Origin of the sequence: Streptomyces sp. NBC_01474, assembly GCF_035918215.1 — a bacterium.
In the GTDB taxonomy this organism is placed as follows: domain Bacteria; phylum Actinomycetota; class Actinomycetes; order Streptomycetales; family Streptomycetaceae; genus Streptomyces; species Streptomyces aureus.
Genome location: NZ_CP109449.1, coordinates 6,911,835 through 6,925,620 on the forward strand (window position 1 = coordinate 6,911,835; position 13,786 = coordinate 6,925,620).

Sequence of the window (13,786 nt, forward strand, 5' to 3'; positions counted from 1 at the left end):
GAGTCGCACGAGTGAACATGAACGATCACGCGACCGCGCGTTGGGGAGAACACGCGGCCCGTGAAACTGGGGAGGGGTACCAATGGCGCACGCGCGCCTGAGAGGCACGGGCCGTCACCGTGCCGTGAAGCCGGTCAAGGGCGCCAGACAGGCCGTGGCCATCGCCACGGTCTTCTCGGCGGCCGGGATCCAGGCCACCGCGTCCGTGGGGACCGCCGCCGCGGACACCCCGACGTGGACCGAGGGGCCGATATTCAACGACCCGCACGGCACCACGGACCAGCAGTACGCGATCCGCACCAGGCTGATCCAGCTGACGAACGCGGCGCTGCCCGGTTCGGTGATCAAGGTCGCGGTCTACCACGTGTGGGAGCAGTCGGTCGTCGACGCGCTCGTCGCGGCCAAGAACCGCGGCGTGAACGTGCAGATACTGCTCGACGAGTCCAGTGTCAGCGACCGCCCCACCAACACGTCGTACACCCAGTTGAAAACGGCCCTGGGCACCACCAGGACGAGCCCGTCCTTCGTGACGCTCTGCCCGGCGCACAAATCCTGCCTGGGCGATCCCAAGTACGGCCAGTCGATCATGCACAACAAGTTCTGGCTGTTCTCCGCGGTCGAGGGCGCCACGAACGTCGTCGTGCAGACCACGTCGAACTCGACGCCGTCGGCACACACGAAGTTCTACAACGACGCGCTGATGCTGCCGAACAACGGCGTGATGTACGAGGCGTACTCGGACTACTTCACGGACATGACCGGCAAGAGCTGGTCGACTTGGGACTACCGCACCGTCAGCAGCGGTCTGTACAAGGCGTATTTCTTCCCGCGGGCCGGCACGGTCAACGAGTCCGACACGATGTACTCGGTCCTCAACAACGTCGCCTGCTCCTACAAGGACCCGGTGACCGGCGCCGCGAAGAAGACCGTCATCCGGGCCGCGATCTTCAAGGTCACCCGCAAGCAGATCGCCGACAAGCTGGTCTCGCTGAAGAAGCAGGGCTGCACCGTCAGCCTCATGTACGCGGAGACCGACAGCGCCAAGAGCCTGGGCGGCCCCAAGGGGACGTGGGAGGCGCTGCACGCCACCGGCGGGCCCTCGCTGCGCTGCCTCAACGACGACCGGGACCCGCTGAACCCCGGCAAGAAGCTCACGACGCCGTACATCATCCACTCGAAGTACCTGCTGGTGGACGGCATGTACGACGGCAAGCGCAACAAGATCACCTTCACCGGGTCGCAGAACTACACGGGCCCCGCGCTGCGCGAGAACGACGAGGCGATCGTCAAGGTCGACGACGACTCCGTGCACGACGCCTACCGCGACCACTTCAACCGGGTGTGGAACGTCAGCTGGCCCGGCACGGCCGACGCCACGGACCTGTGCAAGGGCGTGCAGCCGCTGCCGCAGGACGGTGAGAAGCCGCCCGCGTAGCCCGCACGCACCCGGCGGAAGGGGGCTGGTTTGACCCTTTCGGCGGGTGACCCGTAACCTTGACCGTCGGCGTCTGTTGAGCGCCGCACCCCTGAGCACCTCACCTCCCGGTCCGCCGGGGGAGGCCGCTCGTCCAATCCGGAACATCACGGGTCCTCGGGCACGTGTGAGCGGCTGGCTTCAGGGGTTTCGTTCCGAGCGAAAGAGAGATCCGCGTGTACGCCATCGTGCGCAGCGGTGGTCGCCAGCACAAGGTTGCTGTCGACGACATCGTTGAGGTTGACAAGATTTCCACCGCCAAGGTTGGCGACACCGTAGAGCTCTCTACGCTGCTCGTTGTCGACGGCGACGCTGTGACCAGCGACCCGTGGGTGCTGGCCGGCATCAAGGTGCAGGCCGAGGTCGTGGACCACCACAAGGGTGCCAAGATCGACATCCTTCGGTACAAGAACAAGACCGGCTACCGCCGTCGTCAGGGTCACCGTCAGCAGTACACGGCGATCAAGATCACCGGCATCCCCGCGGCTGCGAAGTAAGGGACTGAGACAAGATGGCACACAAGAAGGGCGCATCGTCCACTCGGAACGGGCGCGATTCCAATGCTCAGCGGCTCGGCGTGAAGCGCTTCGGCGGTCAGACCGTCAACGCCGGTGAGATCCTGGTCCGCCAGCGCGGCACCCACTTCCACCCGGGCACGGGCGTCGGTCGCGGTGGCGACGACACCCTGTTCGCGCTGAGCGCCGGTGCGGTGGAGTTCGGTACGCACCGCGGCCGCAAGGTCGTGAACATCGTTCCGGTCGCCTGAAACCCCTAGTTCCTAGGACTCAGGCTCCGTAGAGCGTTTTCGCGAGGGCGGACCTTGCTTGCCCGGCCAGAAGCTTCGGCTTCCGGATCGGGAAGCAGGTCCGCCCTTCGTGTGTTTCCAATGAACGACGAGCAAAGACATTTCGTACTCCTCCGGCCTCTCGCCGGAGGAACCCCCAGGAGGCACTGAACCATGACCACCTTCGTGGACCGCGTCGAACTGCATGTCGCCGCGGGTAACGGAGGCCACGGCTGTGCCTCCGTTCACCGTGAGAAGTTCAAGCCGCTCGGCGGCCCGGACGGCGGCAACGGCGGCCGTGGCGGCGACGTCATCCTGGTCGTCGACCAGGCGGTGACGACGCTCCTCGACTACCACCACTCGCCCCACCGCAAGGCCACGAACGGCAAGCCGGGCGAAGGCGGGAACCGCTCCGGCAAGGACGGCCAGGACCTCGTCCTGCCCGTGCCGGACGGCACCGTCATCCTCGACAAGGCGGGCAACGTGCTGGCCGACCTCGTCGGCCAGGGCACGACCTATGTCGCCGCCCAGGGCGGCCGCGGCGGCCTCGGCAACGCGGCGCTGGCCTCGGCCCGCCGCAAGGCGCCCGGCTTCGCGCTCCTCGGTGTGCCCGGTGATCTCCAGGACATCGTCCTCGAGCTCAAGACGGTCGCGGACATCGCGCTCGTCGGCTACCCGAGCGCCGGAAAGTCGTCCCTCATCTCGGTCCTGTCGGCCGCGAAGCCGAAGATCGCCGACTACCCGTTCACGACGCTCGTCCCGAACCTCGGCGTCGTGACGGCCGGCGAGACTGTGTACACCATCGCCGACGTGCCGGGTCTCATCCCGGGCGCCAGCCAGGGCAAGGGCCTCGGCCTGGAGTTCCTGCGCCATGTCGAGCGCTGCTCGGTCCTGGTCCACGTGCTCGACACGGCCACCCTCGAATCGGACCGTGACCCGGTCTCCGACCTCGACATCATCGAGGAGGAGCTCAAGCAGTACGGCGGCCTCGACAAGCGCCCGCGCCTCGTCGTCCTCAACAAGATCGACGTACCGGACGGCCAGGACCTCGCGGACCTGGTCCGCCCGGACCTGGAGGCCCGCGGCTACCGCGTCTTCGAGGTGTCGGCCGTGGCCCACAAGGGCCTCAAGGAGCTGTCCTTCGCCCTCGCCGAGATGGTCGCCGCGGCGCGCGCCGCCAAGCCCAAGGAGGAGGCGACGCGCATCGTCATCCGGCCGAAGGCGGTCGACGACTCGGGCTTCACGGTCGCGCAGGAGGAGGACGGCCTCTTCCGCGTGCGCGGCGAGAAGCCGGAGCGCTGGGTGCGCCAGACCGACTTCAACAACGACGAGGCCGTCGGCTACCTCGCCGACCGCCTCAACCGCCTCGGCGTCGAGGACGCCCTCCTGAAGGCCGGCGCGGTCACGGGCGACGGCGTGGCCATCGGCCCCGAGGACAACGCGGTCGTCTTCGACTGGGAGCCCACGGTCATGGCGGGCGCCGAGATGCTCGGCCGCCGAGGCGAGGACCACCGCCTCGAGGAGCCCCGCCCCGCGGCCCAGCGCCGCCGCGACAAGCAGACGGAGCGGGACGACGCGGAGCAGGAGTACGACGAGTTCAAGCCGTTCTAGGCGCAGTCGGGCGTTCCGGCCCAGCTCATGAGGAAGGCCCCCGGGAGATTCTCCCGGGGGCCTTCCTCAGTGTTCGGCCTGCGCGCCGAGCCTCAGTGTTCGGCCTGCGCGCCGAGCGCTACGCCGTGACCGCGTCGCCGGACTCCGAGTCGGAGTCCAGAGCCTCGGCGAATTCGTCCGCGTCCCCGTCCGTGTCGCGCTGGCCGGGGATCTCCGCCGCGAGGCGGGACTCCATCCGGACGCGGCGCTCGTCGGCCCGGTCGCACAGCGCGCGCACCGCGTCGTTGAAGCGGTCCAGGGACGGCGGGTCGGAGGGGCCCAGGAGGTGCTCCTTGAGCTCCGCGCGGGCCTCCGCGTGGGAATCCGTCTCCGGGGCGCGTACGGCCGCGAGAAGGGCGGGTACCTCCGTTGCCGCGGGCGTCAGGATCGTCGCCGCGCTCACCGTCGGGAATCCGGCGCGGAAATCACTCTCGGACATGCCGGAGGTGTTCGCGACGGCGTACGGCTTCTCGCTCGTCAGCCAGTCCGAGACGACCGAGGAGACATCGCTGATGAGGACGTCGGCCTGGTTGAAGCAGGTGAAGATCGCCGGGCGGGCGTCCGTGATGACCAGGTGCTCCCACTCCGGGAAGGACGCCCAGTAAGCGGCCTCCCACGCGGCGGTCGCCTCGGCGACGGCGGACTGCCGGTCCCCGTCGGGCGCGCCCTGGAGCATCATGCGCTCCATCTCGTCCGCGCTGGCGCGGAACGCGGTCGACGTCAGCCTGTCCAGCTCCGTCGTGCGGCGGACCAGCTCGGCGGCGGCCTCGGGGCCGGGCCGGGCGCCGGAGCGCTTCGCGGCAGCTTCGCGGACCATCGCCTTGATGCGCTCGTTCGCGACGCCCGCACGCGGGTCGACCGAACCGGTCATCGGGTGCGGCTTGTAGAGGAGGCGTACGGAGTCGTCGGCGAGCAGGTGCTTGACGATGTTCTCGCCGGCGAGCAGCACCGACGTGTTGCCCGGGTTGCCGTCCCAGCCCTCCCAGGTGGGGGCGTAGAGGACCGTCGTGTACGTGCCCTGGTGCGCGCCGGTGGAGCGCGTGATGGGCGACAGCTGCGGGCGGCCCACCTCCACGACGTCCTTGTCCTCGACGCCGATGTCGGCGAGCTGGTAGCGCTCGCGGGCCGCGGGCCCGGCCACCCACACCTCGTCGTACGCCTTCGCGTACGGGTTGCAGGAGGACAGCTTGTCGCTCTCGCCGTGGTTGATGAAGGCGTGCTTGATCGTCGGGATGCGCAGGACCTGGGAGGTCTTCGCGGCGTTCGCCGGGTGCAGCACCATCTTCAGCGTCGAGTTCTCCAGGGAGAACATCGTGGCGACCTTGGGGAAGCAGATGATCGGCACGTCGGTCGCGTCGATCTTCTGGACCATGAACCGCTCGCGCAGCACGATCAGCGGCTTGCCGTCGACCTCGGAGAGCGTGGAGAGCCACATGTTGGCCTGGTACGCGGACGACGTGCCGCCCGAGAAGTACATCGCGACGGTCGGCTCGTAGTCGGCCAGCCACCGGTCGAGCCAGGCCATGACCTTCTGCTCGCTCAGGGCGCGCTTCTTCGGGAGCAGCCAGGTCGCGAGGTGGACCGTGCCGCCGCCGAGCAGCACGATCGACACGGCGAGGCCGATGCCGCCCCAGAGCGCGTCGGTGGTCGCCGCGGTGATCAGCAGGCCGACGGTGCCGGGGGCGGCGAAGCTGAGCAGGCGGTGGCCCTGGCGGCGGGCCAGGATGCGCGGCGGGGCCGCGGAGAGCCGCAGCTCGGACGCGTCGATGTTCCGCGTCACGATGGGCAGTGCGCGCGTGCGCCGCACCAGCACGGCCACCGCCTGGCACACGAAGTGCAGGGCGTAGAAGGCGAGCAGCGCGATGGTGAGGGGCGACTGTTCGGCCAGCGGCTCGATGCCGTCGATGCGCAGGAGACCGACCAGGATCAGCATGTCGCGCAGCAGCTGCCGGACGGTGACATCGAAGCGGATCTTGCCGAGGAGGGAGAGCAGGCCGGGCTGCTTGTACTGGAGATACGTGTCGAGCGCGAGACCTGCGGCGCTCGCGGCGACGAACACCGGGACGTACGGGATCAGCGCGCTGACGAGCTGGGCCGTGTAGAGCGCGAACATCGCGAAGAGCGCGGAGAGCTGCACGACGCGGCGGGGGGCAAGGCCGGCGGAGGGCACTGGGCGGGGCTCCTGGCAGGGGGGGTCGGGTGGAGGGGGGGAAGATTTGCGGGGGGTGCGGCATTCTTCGACGAAGGCCGACCACTGACCGTATGACTTTCGCGCCCTCGCTAGCAATCCTTCGTGACAGCAATCACCGGATAAAGGGGCAAAGGCCCCACGATCTCTGGGCAACGATTCCTTTCGCCGCCTCCGGTGGAATGCCTTTCGCGTGAGCCTGCCGTCCGCCCCTCGGAACCCGGAGGCGCCGCGCCGTGTCGCTCACGTAGATTGCAGGACCTGGGCCGTGGCCGGGACGAGGCCCGCGGCCGGTCAGCACCGATGGGGAACGCACGTGTCAGCGGCAGGGCAGGACATGAGGCAGGACGTGGCGGAAGCCCGCAGGATCGTGGTCAAGATCGGATCCTCCTCGCTCACCACCGCCGAGGGCGGCCTCGACGCCGACCGGGTCGACGCCCTCGTCGACGTGCTCACCAAGGTCCGCAGCGGCGGTGAGAAGGAGATCGTGCTCGTCTCGTCCGGCGCCATCGCCGCCGGGCTCGCGCCGCTCGGCCTGCGCCGGCGCCCCAAGGACCTCGCCCGCCAGCAAGCGGCCGCGAGCGTGGGCCAGGGTCTCCTGATGGCCCGCTACACCGCCTCCTTCGCCCGCTACGGCGTCCGCGTCGGCCAGGTTCTGCTCACCAGTGACGACATGGCCCGCCGCGCCCACCACCGCAACGCGTCGCGCACCCTCGACCAGCTCCTCGCGATGGGCGCCCTGCCCGTCGTGAACGAGAACGACACCGTGGCCACGGACGAGATCCGCTTCGGCGACAACGACCGGCTCGCCGCCCTGGTCGCCCACCTCGTCCACGCCGACCTCCTCGTCCTCCTCTCCGACATCGACGGCCTCTACGACGGCGACCCCGCCAAGCCCGGCAGCTCGCGGATCTCCGAGGTCCGCAGTCCCGCCGACATCGCGCACGTCAAGATCGGCAGTGCGGGGAAGGCGGGCGTAGGCACCGGAGGCATGGTGACCAAGGTCGAGGCGGCCGGGATCGCCGCGGCCGCGGGCATCCCCGTAGTCCTCACCAGCGCGGTGCACGCGGCCGACGCGCTCGCCGCCCGCGACACGGGCACGTACTTCCACCGCACGGGCCGGCGCAGTGCCGACCGGCTCCTGTGGCTCCAGCACGCCTCCACGCCGCAGGGCGCGCTCACGCTCGACGACGGGGCGGTGAAGGCCGTCGTGGAGGGCCGCAAGTCGCTCCTTCCCGCGGGCATCGCGGCCGTCGAGGGCGAGTTCAACGCGGGTGACCCCGTCGAGCTGCGCGACACCACGGGGCGCGCGGTCGCGCGCGGCCTGGTGAACTTCGACGCCAAGGAGATCCCGCAGCTCATCGGCCGCTCCACCCGCGAGCTGGCCCGCGAGCTGGGACCCGCCTACGAGCGTGAGGTCGTCCACCGGGACGACCTCGTGCTGCTGCAGGCCTGACCGCCCGGCGATACGTGAAGATCCGGCGTCCGCACCGGTCGTAAACCGTGTAGACGGCCGAAAGCCGGGCCTCCGGCGGGGCACCTTCCCCAAAACCGCCCCACGACGGCCCTTGGCCTGCTCAACTTTGTTTCAGGAAGTTCCGCACGACCATTGCGCAAAAGGAGGCCGTCGTGAGACGAGCGCGCCCGGGGGCGACGTCCCGAGGGTCGGCGGAGCGGGCACTGACCAGCGTCGCGGCCGGCGAGTCGTACCAGGGTAGCGGGCAGGAGGAGAGCGCCGTGACGGAGGAAGGCCCCCGCCTCTGGCATGTCACTCTCAGCGTCTCCGGCGCCGACGCGCCCCTCGCGGAGGTGCGGCGGGGACTCGAACAACTGGCGCACGACCACCCCTTTCTGCTGACGAGCCGGTACGCCGTCGACCACGCCGAGATCCGCTACTGGGAAGAGGCCCGCGACCTGCACGACGCGGCAGCCGTGGCGCTGCGCCTGTGGGGCGAGCACCGCCAGAGTTCCCAGCTCCCGCCGTGGGAGATCGTCGGCCTTGAGGTCATCGACCGCGACACGTACCACCAGCGCATCGCCGAGGGATACGGGCCCCTGCCGGCCACCCCGGTCGGCGTACACCCGTTTTAGGTCACATCTCAGGGTTCGGAACAGCAGCCGGACGGCCCCGGCGCGCCCATTACCCTGCCGATATGACCTCGCTCTCGCCGTACGACTCGATGACCCCCGTCACCCAGGCCGCCTACCGCGCCCGGTCCGCGGCCGGTGTGATCGCCCCGCTGCCGCGGGCCGCGAAGGACGATGCCCTCGCCGCGATCGCCGACGCCCTCGAAGTGCGCACGGCCGAGATCGTCGAGGCGAACGCCAAGGACATCGCCCGCGCCCGCGAGGCCGGCACCAGCGAGTCGATCATCGACCGCCTCACGCTCACGCCCGAGCGGGTCCGCGCCATCGCCGCCGATGTGCGCGACGTCGTCGCCCTGCCCGACCCGGTCGGCACCGTCGTCCGCGGCAACACCCTCCCGAACGGCATCGACCTGCGCCAGGTCCGCGTCCCGCTCGGCGTCGTCGGCATCATCTACGAGGCCCGCCCGAACGTGACCGTGGACGCCGCCGCCCTCTGCCTCAAGTCGGGCAACGCCGTTCTCCTGCGCGGCAGTTCGTCCGCGTACGAGTCCAACACCGCCCTCGTGCGGGTGCTGCGCGACGCCGTCGGCGGCTCCGGGCTGCCCGCCGACGCCATCCAGCTCGTGCCCGGCGAGGGCCGCGACTCCGTCACCGAGCTGATGCGGGCGCGCGGCCTGGTCGACGTCCTCATCCCGCGCGGCGGCGCCTCCCTCATCAAGAACGTCGTCGAGAACTCGATCGTCCCCGTCATCGAGACCGGCACCGGCAACTGCCACGTCTACGTCGACGCCCACGCCGACCTCGACATGGCCGTCGACATCCTGATCAACTCCAAGGCGCAGCGACCCAGCGTCTGCAACGCCGCCGAGACCCTCCTCGTCCACCAGGACATCGCCGACGTCTTCGTGCCCCGCGCCCTCGCGGCCCTCGCCGAGGCCGGCGTCACCGTGCACGCCGACGAGCGCGTCCTGGCGTACGCCGAGGGCTCCAAGGCCACCGTCGTCGAGGCGACCCCCGAGGACTGGGAGACCGAGTACCTCTCGTACGACATCGCGGCCGCCGTCGTGCACTCCCTGGACGCCGCCGTGGAGCACATCCGCCTCTGGTCGTCCGGCCACACCGAGGCGATCGTCACCACCTCGCAGCAGGCGGCCCGCCGCTTCACCCAACTGGTCGACTCCACGACGGTCGCCGTGAACGCCTCGACACGCTTCACCGACGGCGGCCAGTTCGGCTTCGGCGCCGAGATCGGCATCTCCACCCAGAAGCTCCACGCCCGGGGTCCCATGGGCCTTCCGGAGCTGACGAGCACCAAGTACATCGTCACGGGCGACGGCCACATCCGGTAGCCGTGGGCATGCGGACGGCGACAAAGGGAATTCCCGCACCGACTGCCCAAAACGACCCCCCAGGTCTACTCTGGACGCGTGCCGGAGGACGTGGGGGGCACGCCGTTCCCTGACGGCTGGGAGCCCGACGACGACCGCGACCGCGGGGGTGCGGACGAAGAGTTCGCCTCCGTGGTCTTCGACGAGGACTTCGTGCAGGCCGCCGAGGTCCATGAACCGACCGCGGTCGAGCGGCTGCTCGCCGCGGCGCAGGCGCGCGCCGAGGCCCAGGAAGCAGAGGCGCGAAGGGCCCGCACGCGTGGCTCCGCGGTGGACGACGACCTCTACGACGACGGGTACGGCCCCGACCCACGAGGCGGCTACGGCCACGGCCTTGACGCCGACGACCTCTACGACCCCGATGTCGACGAGGACGGCTACCCGCGCCCCGGCGCGTACGCCGCGAAGGTGCGCTGGCGCCGCCCCGTCGCCTGGCTGCTCGCCCTCGTCATGGGCATCGGCATGGTCGCGCTCGCCTTCACCGCCGTCTACCGCGGCGCCTCGTCGGGCGGCCGCCAGGACCGGGTCCCGCCGCCCGCGACGACCGAGCTGGAGAAGGGCTTCCCGTCCGCCCCCAGCGCCTCCGCCGACTACTCCCAGTCACCGGTCCCCGCCACCCCGCGGCTCCCCTGACCACACACGGGCACACCCCGTCAGCACAGGGTTGAGACCCTGTCGGAAGTTGTCGCGTACCAGGGCGTTTACCGGACCCCCCGCAGACCTACCCTGAAGGTATGGGCGAGCCAGGAGACCCACCGGAGGGGACCCCCGAGAGCGCTCCCGGCGGTGGTGGCGAGGACGAGTACCGATCCGTCGTCTTCGACGAGTCGTTCATCCGCGCTGCCCGGCTCCAGGAGTTCTCCGCGCAGGAGCGCATCACCGACCACGCGCCCGCCGTACGCCGACGCCCCGGACTGCGGCGCGGCCTCACCCGGCAGGCCGTCATCCTCGTCATCCTGATCGTCATCGCGTTCGGCACCGCGATCTACATGGGCGTACGCAACCCCTACCAGGGCGTCACCGCCGCCCGCCGGCCCGAACCGCTGCGGATGACCGTCATCCCGCTCTCGCCGCAGGGCCGGGTGCCCGGCGCGGTCTCGGTGTCCGAGCTCTACGCGCACAGTCCCGCCGCCGAGTTCAGGACGGCCGCCGAGGGCATCAATCTGCCTCCGGAGCAGCACACCGCGCACTTCTCCGAGAGCCAGGTCTACGCCGCCCTGACCACCGCCAAGGACTATCTCGTCGAGTCCTCGCTCGACCCCGACGTGCTCACCGGGAAGGCCGTGCGGCCCGTGCGGATCCTTCTCGACCCGCAGCAGCTCGACCAGTTCGACCGGAGCTTCGACCGGCCCGCCGCCGACGGACGGCACCAGGCCACCGGCTGGCTCGTCCGCTTCGACCCGAAGCAGGCCGAGCTCGCCGACAACGGGATCCGCGTCCAGGGCACGCTGCGCGCCACGGAGTCCGACGCGGACACCCTCGAGGTCGTCTCCGACCACACCTTCGTCTACGCGCTGCGCCCGGCCGGAGCCGGCGCCGAGGCGAAGGCGTCCCTGTTCACCGTCCGCCGCGAGCTGCACTTCCGCTTCGACCGGGACGACCTGCGCATGCATCAGGCCGAGGTGCTCGTCAGCTATGTGCAGGCCGGGCCGCTGTCCTGCTCCGTCGACTCGACCGCGCAGCTGCGCCCGCTGCTCGCGGGGCAGACACCGAAGGAGGGCGGCCCGGCCGGCACCGACCCGTTCGCCACGGGCGGCACCACCTCGCTGTGCGGTGCCCTCGCGCCGGGCGCCCAGCCTTCGCTCTGAGCCCCGCGGGACCTACGCGCCGTCCTCCGGCGTCCCGTGGTTGCCCGTGTTCGCACCGCCGTTGCCGCCGCCGAACTTGCCGCGCAGCTTGCCGCCCAGGTCGCCCGCGCCGCCCGCGATGTCCGTGACCAGCTTCATCAGCGGGTCCTTGGAGCTGCGCACGTTGTCCGCGTAGTGCGAGGCCGACTGGCGGAACGAGTCGGTGACCGAGGTGTCCTTGTCCTCGGTGCGGCGCGGGTAGTGGCCGTCCATGATGCGCTGGTAGTCGCGGGTCGCGGCCCACTTCTTCAGCTCGGCCGCGCGGACCGTGGTGAAGGGGTGCGTGCGCGGCATCACGTTGAGGATCTTGAGCACGGAGTCGCGCAGGTCGCCCCCGGCCTCGTACTCCTCGGCCTGCTTGAGGAACGCGTCCACGTTCATCTCGTGCAGATGGTTGCCGCCCGCGATCTTCATCAGGCCGCGCATCGACGCGTTGAGGTCCTGGCCGACCAGCAGGCCGGCGCGGTCCGCGGACAGCTCCGACTTGCGGAACCACTCGCGCAGCGCCGTGACGATCGCCATGATCGCGAAGTTGCCGAGCGGGATCCACGCGACGCGGAGCGCCAGGCTGGTCAGGAAGAGCAGTATCGTCCGGTAGACCGAGTGGCCGGACAGCGCGTGGCCCACCTCGTGGCCGACGACCGCCCGCATCTCCTCCTCGTCGAGCAGCTCCACCAGGCCGGTCGTGACGACGATGATCGGCTCGTCCAGGCCGATGCACATCGCGTTCGGCTGGGGGTCCTGGTTGACGTACATCGGCGGGACCTTCTCCAGGTCCAGGATGTAACAGGCGTCCCGCAGCATGTCGTTGAGGTGCGCGAACTGCTCGTCGGAGACCCGGACCGAGTCCGACAGGAACAGCAGGCGCAGGCTGCGCTCGGGCAGCAGACCGCTGAGCGCCTTGAACACCGTGTCGAAACCGCTGAGCTTGCGCAGTGCCACCAGGGCCGACCGGTCCGCCGGGTGCTCGTACGCCCGCGAGGAGATCCCCTCGAAGCGCCGGCGCTGTCTGCTCGGTACGTGCTCGCGCTGGTCGTCGTTGCCGTCGTTGACGTCGGGCATGCGTCCCCCATGTTCGTGTGCCGTCATGTTCGGTTGTGCCCCCGAGGAGGTCTCCACAGTAGGCGGAGATACCGTGGCGGGGCAGCACACCGAAGGAGCGAAACGCCATGGAGCACACACCCGACGCCGCCTGGCTCACCCAGGTGGTCAACGCCGCCGCCTCCGACCAGCAGGGCGCCGGCAATCTGCTGCGCACCGTGATCGTCGTGGGCGTCCTCGGCAGCGTGTTCCTGGGCTGGTTCCTGCTGCGGGGCTACAAGCGCGACGACTGACGCGGCCGCGGGGCGGACACACATACGGCAGAGTCGGCGTGATCGCCGAGGACACCCCCGCATACGATGAGCGGGAAGTCTTTATCCAGACCTCATGTCACCACCCAGAGCCCGACTCCCCATCCCGTCTCACCCGGATAGGTCCTGCTGACGATGAGCCTCCACAGCACCGCTGCCCAGCTGGCCACTCTCGCCGCCGAGGGCGGCGAGGGCGGCGGCAACCACCCGAGCCTCAGCCCCTACCTCACCGGCGGCGGCGCCCTGTTCCTCCTGCTGCTGCTGCTGTGGATCGTCACCCGCTTCAACCGGGACCGCTAGGCCCTGAGGGCGAAGGCACCCCGACCGGGCCAGTAGGCTCTGCACGCATGGGAGAGCAGGACATGCCTACCGGCCCGGTCAACGGCCCGGCCGGCGGCCCGGACCGGGCCCGGATCAGCACCGCCAAGCGGCGTCTCGGCGTCATGGGCGGAACGTTTGACCCGATCCACCACGGACACCTGGTGGCGGCCAGCGAGGTCGCCGCGCAGTTCCACCTCGACGAGGTCGTGTTCGTGCCGACGGGGCAGCCGTGGCAGAAGACGGACCGCCTGGTCACGCCGGCCGAGGACCGCTACCTGATGACGGTCATCGCGACCGCCGAGAACCCGCAGTTCTCGGTGAGCCGCATCGACATCGACCGTGGCGGGCCGACGTACACCACGGACACGCTGCGCGATCTGCGCGCGCTCAACCCGGACACGGACCTCTTCTTCATCACGGGCGCTGACGCCCTGGGTCAGATCCTCACCTGGCGGTACACGGAAGAACTGTTCTCCCTGGCGCACTTCATCGGGGTCACCCGGCCGGGCCACCCGCTGACCGACCCCGGTCTGCCGGAGGGCGGTGTCTCGCTCGTCGAGGTGCCGGCCCTCGCCATCTCGTCCACGGACTGCCGAGCGAGGGTCGCCAAGGGTGACCCCGTCTGGTACATGGTCCCGGACGGTGTGGTGCGCTACATCGACAAGCGCGAGCTGTACCGCGGCGAGTGAGCCGA

Annotated in this window: 14 protein-coding genes; 12 read left to right on the forward strand and 2 right to left on the reverse strand. The window is 70.2% G+C overall.

Going from position 1 to position 13,786, the window contains the following annotated elements; all coding sequences use genetic code 11:
- Window positions 1-82 precede the first annotated feature (82 nt).
- The 4 genes from OG758_RS31515 (at window position 83) to obgE (ending at window position 3,869) form a co-directional block, all read left to right on the forward strand.
- On the forward strand, window positions 83-1,435 hold the full coding sequence (locus tag OG758_RS31515) for a phospholipase D-like domain-containing protein (RefSeq protein WP_326713035.1): 1,353 nt from the start codon (window positions 83-85) through the stop codon (window positions 1,433-1,435).
- Window positions 1,436-1,650: 215 nt separating this feature from the next.
- Window positions 1,651-1,971, forward strand: coding sequence for a 50S ribosomal protein L21 (rplU, locus tag OG758_RS31520; protein WP_116513007.1), 321 nt, complete (start codon window positions 1,651-1,653; stop codon window positions 1,969-1,971).
- A gap of 14 nt (window positions 1,972-1,985) precedes the next feature.
- Window positions 1,986-2,240 (forward strand): 50S ribosomal protein L27, encoded by a 255-nt coding sequence (gene rpmA / locus OG758_RS31525; protein WP_266564293.1) that lies wholly within the window; start codon window positions 1,986-1,988, stop codon window positions 2,238-2,240.
- Between the two features lie 192 nt (window positions 2,241-2,432).
- The gene (gene obgE, locus OG758_RS31530; RefSeq protein WP_326713036.1) at window positions 2,433-3,869 is read left to right on the forward strand and encodes a GTPase ObgE; all 1,437 of its coding nucleotides are present in this window, start codon (window positions 2,433-2,435) and stop codon (window positions 3,867-3,869) included.
- A 118-nt stretch (window positions 3,870-3,987) separates the two neighbouring features.
- Here the strand turns inward: obgE and OG758_RS31535 are convergent, their stop codons facing one another.
- Window positions 3,988-6,078, reverse strand: a complete 2,091-nt coding sequence (locus OG758_RS31535) for a hypothetical protein (RefSeq protein ID WP_326713037.1) — start codon at window positions 6,076-6,078, stop codon at window positions 3,988-3,990.
- Window positions 6,079-6,445: 367 nt separating this feature from the next.
- Between OG758_RS31535 and proB the strand changes: the two genes are divergently transcribed.
- The 5 genes from proB (at window position 6,446) to OG758_RS31560 (ending at window position 11,380) form a co-directional block, all read left to right on the forward strand.
- The gene (gene proB, locus OG758_RS31540) at window positions 6,446-7,552 is read left to right on the forward strand and encodes a glutamate 5-kinase (protein ID WP_326716096.1); all 1,107 of its coding nucleotides are present in this window, start codon (window positions 6,446-6,448) and stop codon (window positions 7,550-7,552) included.
- A gap of 173 nt (window positions 7,553-7,725) precedes the next feature.
- Entirely contained in the window at window positions 7,726-8,187 is a 462-nt protein-coding gene (locus OG758_RS31545; protein WP_100594227.1) for a hypothetical protein, read from the forward strand.
- 62 nt (window positions 8,188-8,249) lie between these two features.
- Window positions 8,250-9,533 carry a glutamate-5-semialdehyde dehydrogenase gene (locus OG758_RS31550; protein WP_326713038.1) on the forward strand — a complete coding sequence of 428 codons (1,284 nt, stop codon included), beginning with the start codon at window positions 8,250-8,252 and terminating at the stop codon, window positions 9,531-9,533.
- Between the two features lie 78 nt (window positions 9,534-9,611).
- Window positions 9,612-10,205, forward strand: coding sequence for an SCO2584 family spore wall biosynthesis protein (locus OG758_RS31555; RefSeq protein WP_326713039.1), 594 nt, complete (start codon window positions 9,612-9,614; stop codon window positions 10,203-10,205).
- Window positions 10,206-10,306: 101 nt separating this feature from the next.
- Window positions 10,307-11,380, forward strand: coding sequence for an SCO2583 family membrane protein (locus tag OG758_RS31560; RefSeq protein WP_326713040.1), 1,074 nt, complete (start codon window positions 10,307-10,309; stop codon window positions 11,378-11,380).
- 12 nt (window positions 11,381-11,392) lie between these two features.
- On the opposite strand, the gene OG758_RS31565 is transcribed toward OG758_RS31560, so the two are convergent.
- Window positions 11,393-12,481: a M48 family metallopeptidase gene (locus tag OG758_RS31565; RefSeq protein WP_326713041.1), complete on the reverse strand. Its 1,089-nt coding sequence runs from the start codon at window positions 12,479-12,481 to the stop codon at window positions 11,393-11,395.
- A gap of 107 nt (window positions 12,482-12,588) precedes the next feature.
- Here OG758_RS31565 and OG758_RS31570 point away from each other — a divergent pair, with 107 nt between their 5' ends.
- The 3 genes from OG758_RS31570 to nadD all read left to right on the forward strand — a co-directional run bounded on the left by OG758_RS31570 (window position 12,589) and on the right by nadD (window position 13,781).
- The gene (locus OG758_RS31570) at window positions 12,589-12,753 is read left to right on the forward strand and encodes a hypothetical protein (RefSeq protein ID WP_326713042.1); all 165 of its coding nucleotides are present in this window, start codon (window positions 12,589-12,591) and stop codon (window positions 12,751-12,753) included.
- A gap of 153 nt (window positions 12,754-12,906) precedes the next feature.
- On the forward strand, window positions 12,907-13,071 hold the full coding sequence (locus tag OG758_RS31575; RefSeq protein ID WP_326713043.1) for a hypothetical protein: 165 nt from the start codon (window positions 12,907-12,909) through the stop codon (window positions 13,069-13,071).
- A gap of 47 nt (window positions 13,072-13,118) precedes the next feature.
- Entirely contained in the window at window positions 13,119-13,781 is a 663-nt protein-coding gene (nadD, locus tag OG758_RS31580) for a nicotinate-nucleotide adenylyltransferase (protein ID WP_266670448.1), read from the forward strand.
- The last annotated feature ends 5 nt before the right edge of the window (window positions 13,782-13,786 follow it).